The sequence below is a fragment of the Anabaena sp. EIM26 genome (genome assembly GCF_057568715.1).
On sequence record NZ_CM172472.1, the window covers coordinates 2,612,565 to 2,630,161 of the forward strand.

General features: G+C 38.4%; 18 protein-coding genes. 7 read left to right on the plus strand and 11 right to left on the minus strand.

Going from position 1 to position 17,597, the window contains the following annotated elements:
- Positions 1 to 49: 49 nt before the first annotated feature.
- Together pgeF and AC012T_RS11325 are read left to right on the plus strand one after the other, a co-directional pair.
- Positions 50 to 838 (plus strand): peptidoglycan editing factor PgeF, encoded by a 789-nt coding sequence (gene pgeF / locus AC012T_RS11320; protein WP_487065755.1) that lies wholly within the window; start codon positions 50 to 52, stop codon positions 836 to 838.
- A 351-nt stretch (positions 839 to 1,189) separates the two neighbouring features.
- A complete protein-coding gene (locus AC012T_RS11325) occupies positions 1,190 to 2,305 on the plus strand; it encodes a ferrochelatase (protein ID WP_487065757.1) in 1,116 nt (371 codons plus the stop codon).
- 201 nt (positions 2,306 to 2,506) lie between these two features.
- Here the strand turns inward: AC012T_RS11325 and AC012T_RS11330 are convergent, their stop codons facing one another.
- The 4 genes from AC012T_RS11330 to AC012T_RS11345 all read right to left on the minus strand — a co-directional run bounded on the left by AC012T_RS11330 (position 2,507) and on the right by AC012T_RS11345 (position 4,570).
- The gene (locus AC012T_RS11330; RefSeq protein ID WP_487065759.1) at positions 2,507 to 3,028 is read right to left on the minus strand and encodes a hypothetical protein; all 522 of its coding nucleotides are present in this window, start codon (positions 3,026 to 3,028) and stop codon (positions 2,507 to 2,509) included.
- 41 nt (positions 3,029 to 3,069) lie between these two features.
- Positions 3,070 to 3,510, minus strand: a complete 441-nt coding sequence (locus AC012T_RS11335) for a hypothetical protein (protein ID WP_487065761.1) — start codon at positions 3,508 to 3,510, stop codon at positions 3,070 to 3,072.
- A gap of 70 nt (positions 3,511 to 3,580) precedes the next feature.
- Positions 3,581 to 3,763: a CsbD family protein gene (locus AC012T_RS11340; protein WP_487065763.1), complete on the minus strand. Its 183-nt coding sequence runs from the start codon at positions 3,761 to 3,763 to the stop codon at positions 3,581 to 3,583.
- Positions 3,764 to 3,958: 195 nt separating this feature from the next.
- Positions 3,959 to 4,570 carry a hypothetical protein gene (locus tag AC012T_RS11345; protein ID WP_487065765.1) on the minus strand — a complete coding sequence of 204 codons (612 nt, stop codon included), beginning with the start codon at positions 4,568 to 4,570 and terminating at the stop codon, positions 3,959 to 3,961.
- A 138-nt stretch (positions 4,571 to 4,708) separates the two neighbouring features.
- Between AC012T_RS11345 and AC012T_RS11350 the strand changes: the two genes are divergently transcribed.
- Positions 4,709 to 5,140: a biotin carboxylase gene (locus AC012T_RS11350; RefSeq protein WP_487066553.1), complete on the plus strand. Its 432-nt coding sequence runs from the start codon at positions 4,709 to 4,711 to the stop codon at positions 5,138 to 5,140.
- Between the two features lie 178 nt (positions 5,141 to 5,318).
- On the opposite strand, the gene AC012T_RS11355 is transcribed toward AC012T_RS11350, so the two are convergent.
- The 3 genes from AC012T_RS11355 to upp form a co-directional block, all read right to left on the minus strand.
- Positions 5,319 to 5,573: a YggT family protein gene (locus AC012T_RS11355; protein WP_323310547.1), complete on the minus strand. Its 255-nt coding sequence runs from the start codon at positions 5,571 to 5,573 to the stop codon at positions 5,319 to 5,321.
- 131 nt (positions 5,574 to 5,704) lie between these two features.
- Positions 5,705 to 6,052, minus strand: a complete 348-nt coding sequence (locus AC012T_RS11360) for a ssl2009 family thylakoid membrane protein (protein ID WP_487065767.1) — start codon at positions 6,050 to 6,052, stop codon at positions 5,705 to 5,707.
- A 70-nt stretch (positions 6,053 to 6,122) separates the two neighbouring features.
- Positions 6,123 to 6,773, minus strand: coding sequence for a uracil phosphoribosyltransferase (gene upp / locus AC012T_RS11365; protein WP_487065769.1), 651 nt, complete (start codon positions 6,771 to 6,773; stop codon positions 6,123 to 6,125).
- Positions 6,774 to 7,201: 428 nt separating this feature from the next.
- Here upp and crtH point away from each other — a divergent pair, with 428 nt between their 5' ends.
- The 3 genes from crtH to AC012T_RS11380 all read left to right on the plus strand — a co-directional run bounded on the left by crtH (position 7,202) and on the right by AC012T_RS11380 (position 10,619).
- Complete coding sequence (gene crtH / locus AC012T_RS11370; RefSeq protein WP_487065771.1) at positions 7,202 to 8,701, plus strand: carotenoid isomerase; 1,500 nt, start codon at positions 7,202 to 7,204, stop codon at positions 8,699 to 8,701.
- A gap of 168 nt (positions 8,702 to 8,869) precedes the next feature.
- On the plus strand, positions 8,870 to 10,279 hold the full coding sequence (locus AC012T_RS11375) for a serine hydrolase (protein WP_487065773.1): 1,410 nt from the start codon (positions 8,870 to 8,872) through the stop codon (positions 10,277 to 10,279).
- A gap of 91 nt (positions 10,280 to 10,370) precedes the next feature.
- Positions 10,371 to 10,619, plus strand: a complete 249-nt coding sequence (locus AC012T_RS11380; RefSeq protein ID WP_487065775.1) for a four helix bundle protein — start codon at positions 10,371 to 10,373, stop codon at positions 10,617 to 10,619.
- Between the two features lie 43 nt (positions 10,620 to 10,662).
- Here the strand turns inward: AC012T_RS11380 and purT are convergent, their stop codons facing one another.
- Together purT and AC012T_RS11390 are read right to left on the minus strand one after the other, a co-directional pair.
- Positions 10,663 to 11,832, minus strand: coding sequence for a formate-dependent phosphoribosylglycinamide formyltransferase (gene purT, locus AC012T_RS11385; RefSeq protein WP_487065777.1), 1,170 nt, complete (start codon positions 11,830 to 11,832; stop codon positions 10,663 to 10,665).
- A 575-nt stretch (positions 11,833 to 12,407) separates the two neighbouring features.
- Positions 12,408 to 13,403: a phosphodiester glycosidase family protein gene (locus AC012T_RS11390; RefSeq protein WP_487065779.1), complete on the minus strand. Its 996-nt coding sequence runs from the start codon at positions 13,401 to 13,403 to the stop codon at positions 12,408 to 12,410.
- Between the two features lie 161 nt (positions 13,404 to 13,564).
- Between AC012T_RS11390 and AC012T_RS11395 the strand changes: the two genes are divergently transcribed.
- Positions 13,565 to 14,377: a pentapeptide repeat-containing protein gene (locus AC012T_RS11395; RefSeq protein ID WP_487065781.1), complete on the plus strand. Its 813-nt coding sequence runs from the start codon at positions 13,565 to 13,567 to the stop codon at positions 14,375 to 14,377.
- Positions 14,378 to 14,594: 217 nt separating this feature from the next.
- Here AC012T_RS11395 and AC012T_RS11400 read toward each other — a convergent pair whose 3' ends face one another.
- Positions 14,595 to 16,409 carry an ABC transporter permease gene (locus tag AC012T_RS11400; protein WP_487065783.1) on the minus strand — a complete coding sequence of 605 codons (1,815 nt, stop codon included), beginning with the start codon at positions 16,407 to 16,409 and terminating at the stop codon, positions 14,595 to 14,597.
- A gap of 42 nt (positions 16,410 to 16,451) precedes the next feature.
- A complete protein-coding gene (locus AC012T_RS11405) occupies positions 16,452 to 17,402 on the minus strand; it encodes an ABC transporter ATP-binding protein (protein ID WP_487065785.1) in 951 nt (316 codons plus the stop codon).
- Positions 17,403 to 17,597: the final 195 nt, after the last annotated feature.

The window sequence follows — 17,597 nt, forward strand, 5'->3', positions numbered from 1 at the left end:
GTTAGCATTGATTGACAGTTTTTAATTTTTTGTTTAGGTGAGGTTGAAGATGCACACTTGGCACTGGCACAATTGGGAAGGTCTACCTTACCTCACTTGTAATCTCTTAGAACCTTGGCATCACGGTTTTTTTACCCAGCAATTTTGGCCTCGTCCGCCACATGAGTTAACAAAAGTGCTGCAACCGCAGGCTTTAGCTTATCGTTTACAACAGGTACATGGCAATACTGTTTTAACCCCTCAAGAGGTAGATGAACAGTTACAAAATAGTGATGATGATCTGGCTTTGGCAGATGGTTTAATTAGTGAGCAAGCTTTACAAGCAATTTGGGTAGCGAGTGCTGATTGTACACCTGTGTTGATTGGGGATATAAAAATCGGACAGGTGGCGGCTTTACACGCTGGTTGGCGGGGTACAGCAGCGAAGATTGTCCCCCAAGCGATCGCTCGTATGCAATCCCAAGGCAGCGAATTAGCAGATTTGCGAATTGCTATGGGGCCAGCGATTGCGGGCGAAGTTTACCAAGTTTCCGTGGAAGTGGCTGCGGAAATTGGAAGCACTATTTTACCACATAATGACCTAGAAAATATTGTTGCTGCTTTACACGATTTACCGGATTCACCTTTATTGGCAGATCCAGAGCCGGGAAAGGTGCGTTTAGATGTGCGTCGAATCAATGCTTTACAGTTGGAGCAATTGGGGATTAGTGGAGAACAAATTGCGATCGCACCCTATTGTACCTATCAAACCCCAGAACATTTCTTTTCTTACCGTCGGGAAAAAGAAAAAAAGGTGCAATGGTCAGGAATTGTCAGTTTTTCAGCATCTGCTATCTAAATTACCTGAGTTCGGAGACGCTACGCGAACGGAGTGATGATTTTTAAGAGCGAGAGAATAAGGGTTTGAGACTCTTACTGGGGGGAATTTTACACAAATTATCTTATATCGAACTCAGGTTACTAAGTAACAACACTCCGCACTCAGCACAATTTGAGTTATATCAGCGTCAGGCAAACAAATATACAAACTCCTCTATGTGGGAGTAAGCATATTATGCCCTTAGATGTATATTTTTATGTTTATGTTTATCCTATCCCCCTGGATGGGATATTATGCTACGAATAAGATGAACGATCTAGCATTTTCCTAGTTCGCTATCTCCATTTTGGTTATATTGAGGATTTAATTGTGGTTGCAACTCCAGAAAAACTGCAACATACCCACGAGCATTTACCCAGCCAAGACCGCGTAGCCGTATTACTCATGGGCTATGGCGAAGTCGAAAGCTACGAAGATTTTGCTAACTATAACGAACAAGCTTTAAATCTACTTACAGCAAAATTCGCACCCGTTCCCACCTGGATTTATCCCCCCCTAGCAAAACTGTTGGCATTATTTGATCGTCATGAATGGGGACATACTCACCACGATTTTATCTCCCCGCACAATGCCATCTTTGAACAGCAACGCGCTGGTATTGAACACGAATTACAACACAAATGGGGCAGTGGTGTCCAAGTTTTCAAAGCCTTTAACTTTTGCGCTCCTTTTTTGCCAAATCAAGTTTTAGCCGAAATTAAAAAGCAAGGCTTTAGCAAAATTCTCATTTACCCACTCTTGGTAGTAGATTCCATCTTTACCAGTGGTATTGCCATTGAGCAAGTTAACAATGCTCTGGTCGAATTAGCTGATGGTGATGAACATTGGGTAAAAGCACAAAGATATATTCCTTCATTTTATAACGAACCGGAATATATTCATTTATTGGCGCATTTGGTTGAAGAGAAAATTCAAGCTAATCTAGCAGCAGCTTACCTACCTTCCCAAATTGGTATCGTGTTGATGAATCACGGCTGTCCTCACAAAGCCAAAGGATTCACATCAGGAATTGATGAAAGTCAAGCGCTTTACGAATTGGTCAGAAATGAGTTAATTAACAGATATCCTTTAATTTCTGTAGGTTGGCTCAATCACGACACACCGCTAATTGAATGGACTCAGCCAAATGCCACCCAAGCAGCCCAAAACCTAATTTTATTGGGTGCAAAGGTGATCATTTTCATGCCTATTGGCTTTGCCACAGAAAACCATGAAACGCTGTTAGATGTTCATCACATCATTCATGATTTAGAAAAACAGTATTCTGGTGTTGATTATTTACAAATGCCTTGTGTGAATGATCATCCTCAATTTCTAGAAATGGCTGCTGAATGGGCAAATGCTCATATTGCCAAATTGATGGAAGCAGAAGGTACGCAAGTTAATCGTGAATTAGCAATAACTCACCATCATCATCACCATTAGATATCTCTGACAAAAAATGTAGAGATGTTCAATGGAACATCTCTACAAAAATTAATTTTCACCAGATATATGTTAGGGACTACCAAAAAATAAATCATCCTATTTTTTAGTAGTGTGACAAAAATGTAGGGATTTAGCACTGTGCGTTACCCCTACATTTTTTATTTTATTGTTCCCATTCAAAGCAGGTTTCAAAACCTATTACTTCCGACTTCCCAACCATTTAGCTGCTGCAATCCCGATAATTCCAGCGACAATAGGATTACTAAGAAACTTCATAATTCCTGGTTGTTCTGCTAACACCTCACGAAAAACATCAGGATGGTTGTGATACGCGAAAGATGCAATTTTACTGACATCATCAGCAGTCATGCGGTTAGGGTGGTGGGTAGAAAGATTTAATTGTTGTTCTAAACGTTTATCCTCTAGTCCTCGTTCTTTTAACTGTTTGAAAAAAGCCCTGGCAACATCATCCCGTTCATTGGGTTTAATTTGAGAAATTGCTTTTTGCAATTCTGGCTCCATTTCGCTGGGGGGGATACGTTCGGGTTGTAAAGATTGATTAAATAATTGCCGACGTTGGTCTGTTGTTGTCCTCTGTGCGAAATCATCAAAGCTTTGATATTCATTTGTCGTATCGACTGGAGTATTATCTAAAGATTCAACATTTCCTGTTGCTAAATCTTTCAGAACTTCACGTCTATATTGTTCACTATTTGCCACTTGATATATCTCCTTTTGTGAGCAAGTTTTAATTAATTTCTCTAGCTATACTTGACTTGGTTGCTCTGGGTATCATAATCAGCAGTCAAAATCAGTTTTTTATCAGGAGCATAGATCAAGACTTTTACATCTTGATTAGGAAAATTCTTATGAAAGCCTTGTGCTAAAGATTTTGCTAATGGTTTGATTTCATTCGGTTGTACTTGAGGAGAAATAACCACACCTAGTTTGTTATTATCTCGCACATAAGCATCTTGGACTAATCCTTTAGAAGTCTGCACTACCCACTTACCAAAAGTCTGTCCTCCTGGGGTATTACCACGCTCTAATTCTGCATAGGTTACATCTCTACCAATAGCTGATGGTGTGGTTGTACGATCAGCTTTTGTAACTGTTCCTCCACCACAAGCAGTAGTTAAAGTTAATACTAAAATTAATATCAAAGGCATCAAAAGTTGCCGTATCTGCTGAAGCAGAATCATATTTACCTCCTCATCGAACAATTTTTATTCGTAGTTGATTTTTTTATGCAACTACGAATTTTAAATTTATCTAATCAAGTTTTTCCTTGACATTATCCTTTACATCTTCGGCAGCGTGGCGTACTTGACTTTCTGCCTGTTTAGCTTTACCTTCAGCTTGATCTTTTGGATCACCAGTTACATTTCCTGCTGCTTCTTGGGCTTTACCCTCAATATTTTTAGCTGTGGCTTTAGCCCGTTCTTCTAAGCTCATTTAGATTGCCTTTTTTGATGATTACCTACCCAATTTATCTAAAAAAATAGGTAAAGGCTTCCCTCATAAGATATACAATTTATGTTGTCTATCTATATAGAAAGAAATATATTTTTGAATAATAAAATTACCAAATGCTTAGAGAAGTAAATGAGGTGTAGGTTATTTTCTGATTCTCTAGCTTAGTTATTTATTTTACTTCTGCGGCCAACGCCAATTATAGCGATTCCATTCAAAGATGCCTTGAATTTCATACTCAGTGCCGTTAAAGAAGCGAATGAGGCAACTGGTAAAGGTATCATCACCATCACGGATTTCATCAACCTTGATGACCATACAAGGAAACCATTCCCGCTGAGAGGAGTCATCTTCTGATATCCATTCCCAGAGTGCATTAGAAACTTCTATGCGATCGCCTATTTTTAACTGTAGTGCTTCTTCAAAATAAGAATACTTGTCAAAATGGTATGATTCAACCCGATTCAACCACTGTAAGCCATAGCGTTGGCGAATAAATTGCACTTTTCCCGAATCTTGTGCCAACAACCAATCATTGAGCAACTGCACCTTCCAAGTGCGGTTTTGTTCTTCTTCTGCTTTGACGAACTGTAAAAATGCTTCCAACTCCTCTGGAGTCAGTTCATCTAAGGGATTGGCAATATCTGATACCGGAAAGGTTGAGTTTCTCTGAATTTGCTCGACTATTTGCAGTAATATTTGTTTCTGCATATCAGTGAGAGGACAGCTGGCTGCATCACAACGTTTAAAGGCTGTTCGCAAGGCTGCTTCAATCTCATCGGTCGTCATAGGATACTAGCAATTGAAGGTCTATCTTTACAATTATGACAATCTTAAATATAAGTTTCCAATTCCTTAACTGTAAAATTCAGGTAAGCTGAGGTTAAAAGTTAGGTATAATCTTTTAATAAAGTGATGGTGTGTTTTATGCGGTTGCGATCGCTCACTTTTATCTTCGTTTCTGGTTTAATTGTTGTTCTGGCCTGGGTGTTTAGTCCCCCGGCTGTAGCGCTGACACAAATTAGACTATTTGATGTCTCTTATCAAGATTGTCCAGCAGAATTAGCAAAAGGTGCTGTTATTAGTAGCGGTTCAGCAGCCGCAAGTTGCTTTATTGTCACAGGGAAAGCAGAAAATAGCACTTACAAAACAGTTTACGATGCAGATATTTTTGGACGCATCTATGATGCTAACAATGATTCGGTTATGCAAAATCGTACCCGTATCGGTTCAATTGCCGAAGTTCCCCCAGGTATCAGTGATTTTGAGTTCAGAATTTCTGTACCTGCAAATCAGCCAACTCCATTACAGCTGAAGCAGTTTAAAGCTACTGGTTTTAGTGGACAAGTCAGACGCTAATACAGCAGTTTGCGTAGTTAGGAGGTAAAAAATCTAAATTTAAACCTATACACAAAGCCAGTTTTACTCCTGACTCCTGAATTCTGACTCCTGACTCCTGAATTCTGCTGTAAATCTGGGCTAGTTAGCCCAGACCTAACATTTTTGATTTGAATGTAGAGCGATTGCCAATCAGCGGTTACATAAAACCTTGCAATCCACTACCTAGAACTTGGAGTAGTATAATCGCTACCATTGGAGAAAAATCCATACCACCTAATGGGGGAATAATTGAGCGGAACAGATTCAAATAAGGATCAGTTATCTGGCTCAAAGCAGCAAATGGTTGGTTATACCAGTTAATTTGCGGGAACCAGGTCAATAAAACCCGGCTAATTAGCAAATAACCATAGATGGTAATAAAGGTAGCTAATGTGTTAAACAGTAAATACATAGATGGGTGAGTTTCCTGCTAAATGACAATAACGGTCTTATGATTGATTTTAATTGAGTCAATGGCATTGAGTCTGCAAATAGCGTCTATATTGATGAGAATTCCTGATTTCGCTATGTAACAGAAGCTTTTCAAGAGTCCTGAGAGACGGAACCTTCAACTGACCGAGATGAAGTGCCGTTGACATTTCCCAACTGGTTTCGCACATCATCAATTGTGGCATTCAGTTGAGCAATTTTATCTTCTAGCGATCGCCTGGCCGTTTCCATTTCTAAACCCTCATTCGCTGCGGATCTCATTTGCCGTCTTTTAGCTGCCATTTTATTTCCTTCGATGGAGCTATCAGAGAGTTCTATCTCCTCATCTGCTAGTTGTGCATCCCGTCGAGATGCCAGCACCGCACCCAACACACCACCAACTACTCCACCAACAAGAGTCCCCAATAAAAACCCGCTGGCAAAACCATCTTTTTGACTCATATTTTTACCGCCTTCAATCTGCAAGTTTCAAAGTATTTAAGCTATTTTCATGCTTTAACTGCATCCTAGCCTAAGTCCCAAAAATGCGATCGCCTGCATCCCCCAATCCCGGCACAATATATCCCTGATCATTTACCACCCCATCAATAGTCGCGCTGTAAACTGTTAAACCAGGATAATCAGCACTCAACTTTTGCAAAGCTGGTGGTGCAGCCACAACGCAAACAATCCTTGTCAACGCTGGTTCAACACCTCTTTTCGTCAATTCTGCCATTGCTGCCATTATAGACCCTCCTGTTGCCAACATCGGATCGGTAATTAACACCCGTGTTTCCGGGTCAAATTTTTCTGGTAATTTATTTAGATAACAAGAGGGTTCTAAAGTTTCCTCATTTCGCACCAAACCCAAATGGTAAATTTTTGCCAAAGGCAACAATGTCTGCGCTCCCTCTAGTAAGCCTAAACCAGCCCGGAGAATCGGCACAACTGCCACCGGTACTTGTGCATCAATTAAAGTTGCTGGACAAGGAGCCAATGGACTCTCTACAGTTGTCTCTAGAGTCGGCAACCAATCTCTAGCCGCTTCATAAGTTAACCATCTTCCTAACTCAGTGATAGCAGCACGAAATAATACTGGAGGCGTAGCCACATCACGAGCTACTGCCAACCAGTGCTTGATTAGCGGATGAGGTGGGACATAAACAAGCAATTGTTGTGTCATAGCAAGAAATGGGCAGCCTTTAATTTATATGGGAACTGATACAACATCATACTCTTTCCAGTGAGTGGCTGATCCCAACTTTGCTTGGGTGATGCTCAGGTTCATTTAGATTGTTGAGACTTTTTTGCATTAGTAGTTGACATATATTCTCAATCAACGCTATATTATTATTTAGTGTTCTCCTCTCTTTAAAGGATCGGCAGACGGGATAGCCAGCAGCAGCAGGTTTGTCCCTCTTTTTTTTGATTATTTTGAGGAATGTAATTTTTATTTGCGTATTATCCAATAAAATCAAAGTAAGTTCAAATACATTTGAATTAAGTTTATATATCCTGCCGTAGGCTTTCTTAAATTGCTTACTTCCACGTAGCGGTATTATGAATTACGCTCATAAATCCTGCCATAGACTCTATTACGAATTACAAATTATGAATTACGAATTATTTGATGTCATTGTTATTGGTTCTGGAATTGGTGGTTTAGTAACAGCCACACAATTAGCAGCGAAAGGAGCTAAAGTCCTGGTGCTGGAAAGTTATCTCATTCCCGGAGGTAGTGCTAGTTATTTTCAACACCAAGGATATACATTTGATGTTGGTGCATCAATGATTTTTGGTTTAGGGAAAAAAGGGACAACTAACTTACTCACCCGCGCTTTAGAAGCTGTGAATGTCAGCTTAGAATCAATAGCAGATCCGGTGCAGATTCATTATCATCTACCTAACGATTTAGATATTAAAATTGACCAAAATTATGAAAAATTTTTACAAAATCTGACAGCTTATTTTCCCCATGAAAAACAAGGGATTCGGCGCTTTTATGATGAGTGCCAAAAAGTTTTTAATTATCTGAATAGCTTTGAATTGCTGTCATTAGAAGAACCAGGATATTTACTGCGAGTATTCTTAAAACATCCTCTAGCTTGTCTGGGTTTAGCTAAGTATTTACCCTTGAATGTAGGAGATTTAGCAAAGCGTTATATTCAAGATCCGCTGTTATTAAAATTTATTGATATAGAGTGTTATTGCTGGTCAGTAGTTCCAGCAGCAATGACACCAATGATTAACGCTGGCATGGTTTTTTCGGATAGACACTATGGAGGAGTGAACTATCCCAAAGGTGGAGTAGGAAAAATTGCTCAAAAATTAGTCGAGGGTTTAGAAAAAACTGGAGGTAAAATTCAGTACCAAGCTAAAGTGACAAAAATTATCACTGAACAAGGACAAGCTGTAGGTGTTCAATTAGCTAATGGTAAAGTTTATAATGCCAAACGTGTCGTATCTAATGCTACCCGGTGGGATACTTTTGAAAAATTACTACCGTCAGAGAAAATACCCATTAATGAGAAGAATTGGCAACAAAAATATAAAAAATCGCCTAGTTTTTTAAGTTTACATCTGGGGGTAAAAGCATCAGTTTTACAGGCTGCTACAGAGTGTCATCACATTTTGCTAGAAGATTGGCAAAAAATGGAGTTGGCTGAAGGAACAATTTTCGTTTCTATTCCCACACTACTTGACCCAGATTTAGCCCCCAAAGGATACCACATTATCCATGCTTTTACACCACACTGGATAACGGATTGGCAAGGACTTACACCAAGTGAATATGAAAGCAAGAAAGAACAAGCAGCAGGAAGAATTATTGAACGACTAGAAAAGATTTTTCCTGGTTTAGATGTTGGGTTAGATTATCTAGAGGTGGGAACACCGCTGACCCACCGTCGTTTTTTAGGTCGCATAGATGGCACTTATGGCCCTATACCCAGGCGTAAATTATGGGGGTTGTTGGGAATGCCTTTTAATCGTACAGCTATTCCTGGGCTGTATTGTGTGGGAGATAGTACCTTTCCTGGTCAAGGTTTGAATGCAGTAGCGTTTTCTGGGTTTGCTTGCGCTCATCGCATTGCTGTCGATTTGGGACTTTGACCAATGATTTCTTGATGTTAGGGACTTCCAGATTTATTCTTGAGGTTAATCCAAAATCTAAAATCTAAAATTGTTTGACTTTTTGGCGGATGAGTGATGCAAATTTTGCATATTGTGTTTTAATAGCGAGCAATTGCTTTTCGTCTTCTTTTCGATAACTCCTCACTCATGCAACTCACACACAAAACCAATTTTTTCCAAGCAAGCTGGCTTTTATCCAGTTTTTTAAGTGTTTTCCTATTTGGTTCAACCGTCAAAGCAGCGACTATTGCTAGTTGGTATTTTGACAGTAACCGTAATCATCTCAAGTTTTCCACAGATGAACAGGTACAACCGCAAGTACAGCTTGCTAACCCTAATCGTTTAGTTATTGACTTACCAGGAGTTACTCTGGGATCTTCTCCAGTTAGTCAAAGGGTGGGGGTAATAATTAGAGAAGTGAAAATAGCACAAATTAACCCAGGTAATACCCGTATTGTAGTTACCTTAGCACCTAGTTATACCTTCGACCCCGCACAGGTAAAACTGCAACAAGAATCAGTTAATAATTGGTCTGTGCAGTTACCCAAGCCTATCAAACAAAATTTCAGCAGACTAAATAGTCCTCAAATTCAGGTTTCCCCTACTGTTAAAAAATCAGCTAATCTTTCTGTACGTTTACCTAAACCTGTCATGAGGCTGAATACCCCAGAAATTAAGGCTGCGCCAAATCTTTCTGATAGTAAGCTGTTTGCTGGTGTGGTTCCTTTACATTCGCCTATGAAGGGTTTAGAGCCGCAGATTAAAGCATTAATGAATCGTTACAGTTTTCTGCAAACGGGGATGTTCTTTTTGGATTTGGATAATGGTGATTATTTAGATATCGGGGGCGATCGCATTTTTCCAGCTGCCAGCACCATTAAACTGCCTATTCTTCTGGCCTTTTTTCAAGAATTAGACGCAGGTAGAGTCAGCCTAAATGACCAACTAACCATGCGGCGTGATTTAGTTACAAATGGTTCAGGAGTGATGCAATATGAGCGAGTGGGAAAAAAATACACAGCTTTGGAAACCATCACCAAAATGATCGTCATTAGCGATAACACCGCCACCAACATGATTATTGATCGTTTAGGTGGAGCAGCACAACTCAATGGGCGTTTTCGTAGTTGGGGGCTGAAAAATACAGTCATTCGTCATCTTTTAGGTGACTTTAAAGGAACTAATACCACCAGTTCCCAAGACATGGCGCGTGCATTGGCTTTGTTAGTAAATGACAAATTAGTTTCTAGCCGAAGCAAAGAACAAGCTTTAGATATTTTGCGCCATACCAAAACTCGTACATTGCTTCCTGCTGGTTTGGGCAAAGGTGCTATTATCGCTCACAAAACTGGCGACATTGGCTTTCTGATTGGTAATGCTGGGTTTGTAACAATGCCTAATGGTAAGCATTATTTAGCAGCAATTTTTGTTAAACGTCCTTATAAAGATGTCAGGGGTAGAGAATTTATTCAAGCAGTTTCTCGATTAGTTTATGACTACCTAAATCAACAAATCCCTGTTGCTTCAGTTGATTCTGATCACAGTTTTACTAGATAGAATTGACTGAAAATTTTAGCTTTTAGATTTTGGATTTTAGATTGAATTCAAAGTCTAAAATCTAAAAGTAAGGTTTCAATCCTCTCCATTTATGGAGAAAAATACAAATGTTTTTCACCTTCAAGCCTCTTCTTTAAAGGAGAGGATAATCCAAAATACTCGCTGCGCTGCGTACACTTCGCTAACGTCAATCCAAAATCCAAAATTGATTGACCAAATACGTCGTTCCTCCCGTTCAGTTTGTACGAACTTCGCAGAGGCGTGGAGAAAAACTTCTCTTCACACTCCCTTGTCTACTTTCCTTCCTTATCTTCCTTGTCCAACCTTCACCCAAGTGTAAAAAACCTACCCCTGTCAGGGTCTGGGGGTGAGGTTCCAGGATATCAAACTAATTTAACTTTATTAGCTGCCCTTGTTGCCTTTTCCCTTGCTTCTTTCTCATCAGCACCTTTAGCCACAGCCACACCCATACGTCGATAGGGATGAGCAGTAGGTTTACCAAATAGCTTAATATCTACATCTTTTTCTGCCAAGGCATCAGCAACACCAGTAAAAGCAATAGAATCAGATTTTTCAGAAGCTAAAATAACTGCACTTGCAGAAAAACCTAACTGTTCTATGTGGGGAATAGGCAAGCCTAAAATCGCCCGCAGATGTAATTCAAATTCATTCAAATTTTGGGAAATTAATGTTACCATACCTGTATCATGAGGTCTGGGAGAAAGTTCAGAAAAAATTACTTCATCTTTAGTAATAAAAAATTCAACTCCAAAAATTCCCGCACCACCCAAAGCATCAGTAACTTTTTTCGCTATTGCTTGAGATGCTAATATTTTATCTTCAGAAATAGCTGCTGGTTGCCAAGATTCTTGATAATCTCCTCTTTCTTGGCGATGTCCAATGGGAGAACAGAAAATTGTCGGTGCGTCCCACTGTTTAATTGTGAGTAAAGTAATCTCGATTTCAAAGTTAATAAACTCTTCCACAATTACTTTTTGACTATCACCACGAGAATTAGAAATAGCATAATTCCAAGCTTTCTCAACTTCTGTTCTATCTTTTACTACAGATTGACCTTTTCCAGAAGATGACATTACAGGTTTGACAACATTAGGAAAGCCAATTTGATCAGAAATGGCAATTAATTCTTCTAAAGTTACTGCATAACCATATTTAGCTGTTCTAATTCCTAATTTTTGATGCGCTAATTCTCTAATTCTATCACGATTCATCGTGTAATTAGTTGCCGCCGCAGTAGGAATTACTGTAATTCCTCGGTTCTCAAATTCCTGTAATTTCTCGGTTCTAATTGCTTCAATTTCGGGAATAATAAAATCAGGCTGGTGTTTGTTAACAACCGTTTCTAAATCCTCAGCACTAAGCATAGAAATAACTTCTGCACAATCAGCAACCTGCATAGCGGGAGCATTTGCATAACGGTCCACAGCAATAACATAGTTACCTAAACGTTGTGCAGCAATTACAAATTCTTTGCCTAGTTCTCCTGCACCTAGCAGCATTAACTTTTGGGGTAGTTTTAGCGAATTTTTCATGACTTTATTAGGGTTATATCCATCAATAACAGAACTTATGCAACTGGCATTATTTAGTCAGGTGAGTCAGATGCTAAAAATTGGTTGATTGTTACCAAATGTTGGAATTTGACATACTCTAAAGATACCTTGAGTGTAACATTTGCGTAAGTCCTAAATAATTTTAACCCACATTCAACACATTACTAGTTAGTTAAAAACGATAGTTTTAAAAATCAAGCAAGAATCAAAGCCTGTTTAACAGAATTGTCAATATAGCAATCCTATTTGATTTATGAACGGAATTTTTAAAACGTTCGCGTAGCGTGGCGTATGACTCCTACGTCGTCACGCAAGCTATAGCCATACCGCAGAGACGCAGAGAGCGCAGAGGTAGAGAAAAAGAGGTGTTCATATCTTATTTAGGATTGCTATATTACTATTACTGTATGAATAAGCAGATAAGAGTTGGTTAACAGACTTAGAAAATATAGAAAAAAGTTCGTAGTCAAATACTAGAAGGTGTAAGTCCATAAATAATTCTTTTTTGTTGAACAAACAACAGTGACAATTATTAGATTTTCTCCTAGCAATTTCTAGGGTGAATTTTCAGCATAAAAACCTAAATGATTGGCGACAGGACGATCGCGCATTGGTAATTTAGTATGGATGACTGCGTTTAATAGTTTCACATCGTTATTTTTGCTATTGGTAGTGGAAATAGCCAGAGTTGTAGAACCTCCCCCATCTAAATTTAGAGCGCTGTAAACACCCAAATCCACAAATAATTTTGTCAATTCGGCTTTAGTCATCCCTTCGCTATACAAAGGTTGTTTTCCATCAACTAATACCAACCATAATTTTTTTCCTTCTTTATCTATACCAACAGCAGCACGGGGATAGGGTTTATCTATTTTCAAGTCTTTTTCTTTTGTTTCTTTCGTTTTCGACGCATATTTTTGGAGATAAAAGCTATTTTTGACTTGATTTTGAAATATTAATACTTCTTCACCCGCTATCCCATTAACCGTACCCGAAGGGCAACTTATACTTCCAGGAATTTGCACTCGATTATTGCGGTCGAAACATAAAACAGACCAATTTTTCTCTGGTTCAGAATAGATTTTACTATTGGAAATTAATTGCCCCAGTACAAAAGTATTTTCCCTACTGCGGGGATAGAAATCCCAAGGTGTATTTTCTCTAAATGGATGAAAATAGCTACCATTTATCGCTATTTGTAATTTATATTTAGTTAAAAATTCTGGAACTGTTTGGGCAATTGTTTCACTATCCCCTAGTTCGATTCCTGGTGTAACAAAAGGCTTGATTTTCGGTGTTGTCAGATCGATAGTAACAATATGAATTAATAAGGAGCGTGGAGTTGATTTGGAATAACGCTGATAAATAACACCTTTGAATAGCTCTCGTTTTTCATCAATGAGATTGGGGCGAAGAAAATGCAACCAATTATAATAAATTAACGGGGAAGCAAGTAAAATCCCTCCAGCCAGGGTAAAGTATTTTTGTTTTTGGGAATAGTGATTTGAATATCTATCTAAATATCTAAGTAAATTAGCTATGATAAACATTGTTTTAGGACTTTAAGTAGGTCGGTGTTGAAAATTGTCGTTATGACAAAGCAGGAGGCAGAAAGCAATCTTATCGTAAAACGTAGAAGGAAATGCGATCTCCTGATAAATTTACCTGATAAATTTAATTGATGTGTGAAAAATTTGCTTGAGCCAACTTTATGAATCAACAAGACCGTAACTTTGTCAATTGCAACTTACAAAATCGTTCCTTTCAAGGACTCGAACTACAGGGTGCAGATTTTCGAGGTGCAGATATTCGAGGTTGTAACTTCAGTTACGCACAGTTACAAAATGCTAATTTTTTAGGTGCCAAAATTGGTCGCAGTCCGAAGTTGACAATAATATTGATGGTAGTTGCTGTATTTGTTGCGATCGCTAGTTTTATAGCCATCACTGCAATGAGTTTTGGTGTTGTTGAGAAGACACCAGATGATATTACTTGGTCGTTTAAAATCGCTTTATTTGTCAGCTTGGTAGTAGCGGGATTGAGTAGCGCGATCGCAAGCTTACTCCAAAATAGCTTAATTTGGCAACGATTGATGAAAATTATCTCAGGTGCTGCATCAGCAGCATTATTGGGTTTTTATTACGGTGGTAGCAGCACAGATAACAATCCTCAATTAGCGATCGCATCCGCAGCAATAGCCGCAATAATTTCTGCGGCTATCTGTTTTATACTTGGTTCCCCATCTCCAGGTTTTTTGGGAAAAATTATGGGAAATACTCTGACAAATATTGCGATCGCTATGGCTGGGTCAATCAATAATTATGGATTAGCATTTTTAATTAGTAGTTTGTCAGCCATTTATTTAAGTTCGGGAAATTTAATATTGGGAATATGTTATACAATTCTGGCTTTAATTATGGTTGGAATGAGTTTGTTATGTTTTACTCAAGTCATCCAAGAAATTAATAGCGTTGGTATGACCTCATTTCAATATGCAAATTTATTGGATGCAAAATTCGACTAACTGAAATTTTCCTTTTAAGAAGTTTCAAACCCTTATTCTTTCGCTCTTAAAAATCATAACTCCGTTCGCGTAGCGTCTCCAAAAGAGAAACTCTTAACACCGAACTCAGGTATTTTTATGTTCTCCACATTAATTTTTTATTACAAAATTTAACCGCCGATAAACACTTATACCGACGGTTGAAATTTGGTAATATTTGAATTTTAATTGTGCATCATTACCTTGCTGCTAATAATGCCTTGGTTGCTGATTCACCTAAAACTCTCACTTGTCTTGTTAATTGAAAGTTAAACAACGCTAAAACAGTAAATTCAGCCAGTAATGCCATGAAAATTGTTGTAGCTTCAGAGTATTCTATGGCTGCCCAAGGAAAGGTAGAAAATAGCCAAATAGTTGGATTTTTGGAAGCGTAGATACCAAGAAATTGGAAAATAATGGGTGGTAAAAACATGACTACAGCCACAGTACCAATTGCAAAAATATGGCGCTTGGGATTTTTAAGCAACAACATTAACTGAGCAATAGTAGCACAAATCATCATTAAACTAACAGATAAAGCGATAGCTAAAAATGCTTTAAGCTTCCCAAAGTCGCTAGTGAATGAATTTTCTGATAATAGTGAAATCCAAACTATCAAAGGTATAGTAGCAATTACTAAGTTAATTGCTATTGCCACTAGTGCAGGGCTTTTTTCACCTGAAAATAAATCTTGCCATAAAGATTTATTTCTATGATTTTGGTGTCGATATCTTGCCCAATCTTGGACAGTTTGACGATGAGGTGAGAGAATAGCAATTAAGCAGAGAACTAAAGCTAAGTTGAGAAGTGCTACTAAAGCGATAAAATCTGTATTTTGTCCCCGTGTAATATCTTGCATTGCTAATCCGATAAACATGAACTGAGAAAAAGCTATAAATAAATAACTTTGTCCCTTGCTCAAGATAGTGGCATTGGGATTACGGAAGCAGCGTTTCATTGCTTGCCAAATACCATAGGTGCAAATCCCATAATTGATTAAATGAATGCCAACTAAGCTAACTAAACTTTTTCCAATTGGTACATAGAAAATTTGCAAATTTTCCATGGCAGAACCGTTATATACACGAAACAAGTTAGGAAATAGATAAGCTGTAATCTCCCAAGGGCTGAACAATCGAAACCAAGCTAAGGGATTATTGATATTAGTGTAAGACGATACTATTGTCATTGTCAGAAACAAGAACAAGAGGACAGCACCGCTACCCAACCAAGGTTGAAAACTGCTAAACCAGCGACTAACTAAACCAAATAGAAGTGCAGCACTGTAAAAGAAAATGCTACTAGCAACAAGAATTGTGTAGTAACTGAAAATATGACTAGAGGCGATTTTGGCAGAATGTCCAGCCCAGAAATGTAGAGGAATGGCTGTCAGTACAAAAAGATAAATTAAACTCGGAACTCCGATAATTTTTCCAGTCAAAATAGTAGTTTCTGACTGTGGACTAAGACGAATAAAATTCAGTGTTCCACGTTGTTCTTCTTTAGCTAAGTCACTGATGAGTGAATAAGTTCCAGCAACTAATAGTGTAAAAACAAAGATGACACTAAATGTTAAAAAGAAATATTCCCAATGATTCCTCCACCATAATTGCCAGTTAATTTGATCAGGAGGACAAATATTATTAGACAAATAATTTTGCAAGTTAGTTATTTGTGTTCCAACTTGCTTAACCTCTGCTTCCAATTGTGAAATTAAGGTAGTGTCGGATAATTTAATTTGTTGATAGTTAGCTATTTTTTGGTTGAGTAGGTTTTGCTGTTGGTAAAGTTGTTGCTCTTGGTTGTGATATCCTTGTTGCAAAGTACAATAATTTGCCCTAAGAGAGTATTTATCATCGGGAAATTCTCGTAATTGAAATAGAAAAACAATGAGTTGCAGTAGTAAGGATGATGCAACAGCAATTAGGACGTTAAAAGGTTTAAATCGTCCTTTCAGTTCTCGAAATAGTTGGGGATTCCATTCACCTACTCTGTCTATAAAATTGACCATCATAGAAAAAATCTCCAAAATTTAAAACTGAGAATTATTAACTAATTAGGATGCTTGTTTATGACCTAATTTTAAGAAAATAGTTTCTAGGTCTTCTTGGGTGCAATGAAAGTCAGTTAAGGGTATCCCTGTACTGATAAGCGATCGCAATAATTCAGCGCAATCTTCCTGTGTTCCCGAAAAATTCACCCGCACACTATTTTTACTAGGTAGTATTTCCCACTCTTCCACCAAGGGATAATTTTTAAGTTCATTCACCAATGCATCTATGTTGCCCAAAGTTGAGAATAAAATCTGCTGTCGGGCTAAACGTTGATAAAGGTGCTGTAGTGAAGCACTTTCTACCAAAAAGCCTAATTCCATGATGCCCACGGAAGTACACAATTCGGCTAAGTCGCTAAGAACATGGGAAGAAATTAATATTGTCATTCCCGCTTCTCGCAAAGCTTTGATAATTTCCCGAAACTGCATTCTCGCAATGGGATCAAGACCAGAAACCGGCTCGTCTAGAAGTAGTAAAATTGGTTCGTGGATGATGGTGCGGGCTAAACTTAAACGCTGTTTCATCCCCCGTGAGAGGGTAGAAATCATGCTGTTACGCTTATTACCCAGTTGGATGAGTTCTAAAACTTCGTGTAGACGTTGTGTGCGTCGTGGTTCCCGCAAGCGATATAAACGAGCAAAATAATCTAGATAATCCCAGACTGTTAAATCTTCATAGAGTGGGTAGTCATCGGGTAAGTAACCCAGGTGACGCTTGAGTTTGGAGTTGCTTTGATCACGAAGTAAGCGATCGCCATTAATATAAATTTCTCCTGTAGTTGGTTCTTCTGCTGCGGCTAACATTCTAATTAAAGTTGTTTTACCTGCACCATTGGGGCCAATTAATCCGTAAACTTCGCCCATCTGAATTTCTAAGTCAACATCGTTCACTGCAACGTGTCGTTCAAATTGCTTAGTTAATCCACGGGTACTAATTGCTATATCTTTTACCATCACGCTTAAGATGCGGCTTGTGTTTAACAGTTAAGCTAACCTGTGTCTACAGCTGCATCTACTTTGGTTTCGGAAATGGAAACAGGCTTTATTCTTGATGTAAAATTATAAAAAAATTAAGGTCGAATACCGGAAAACTTCTACACCCTTAAACCCAGTCCATGACTTACGTCACGCTGCGCTATCACAGATAAA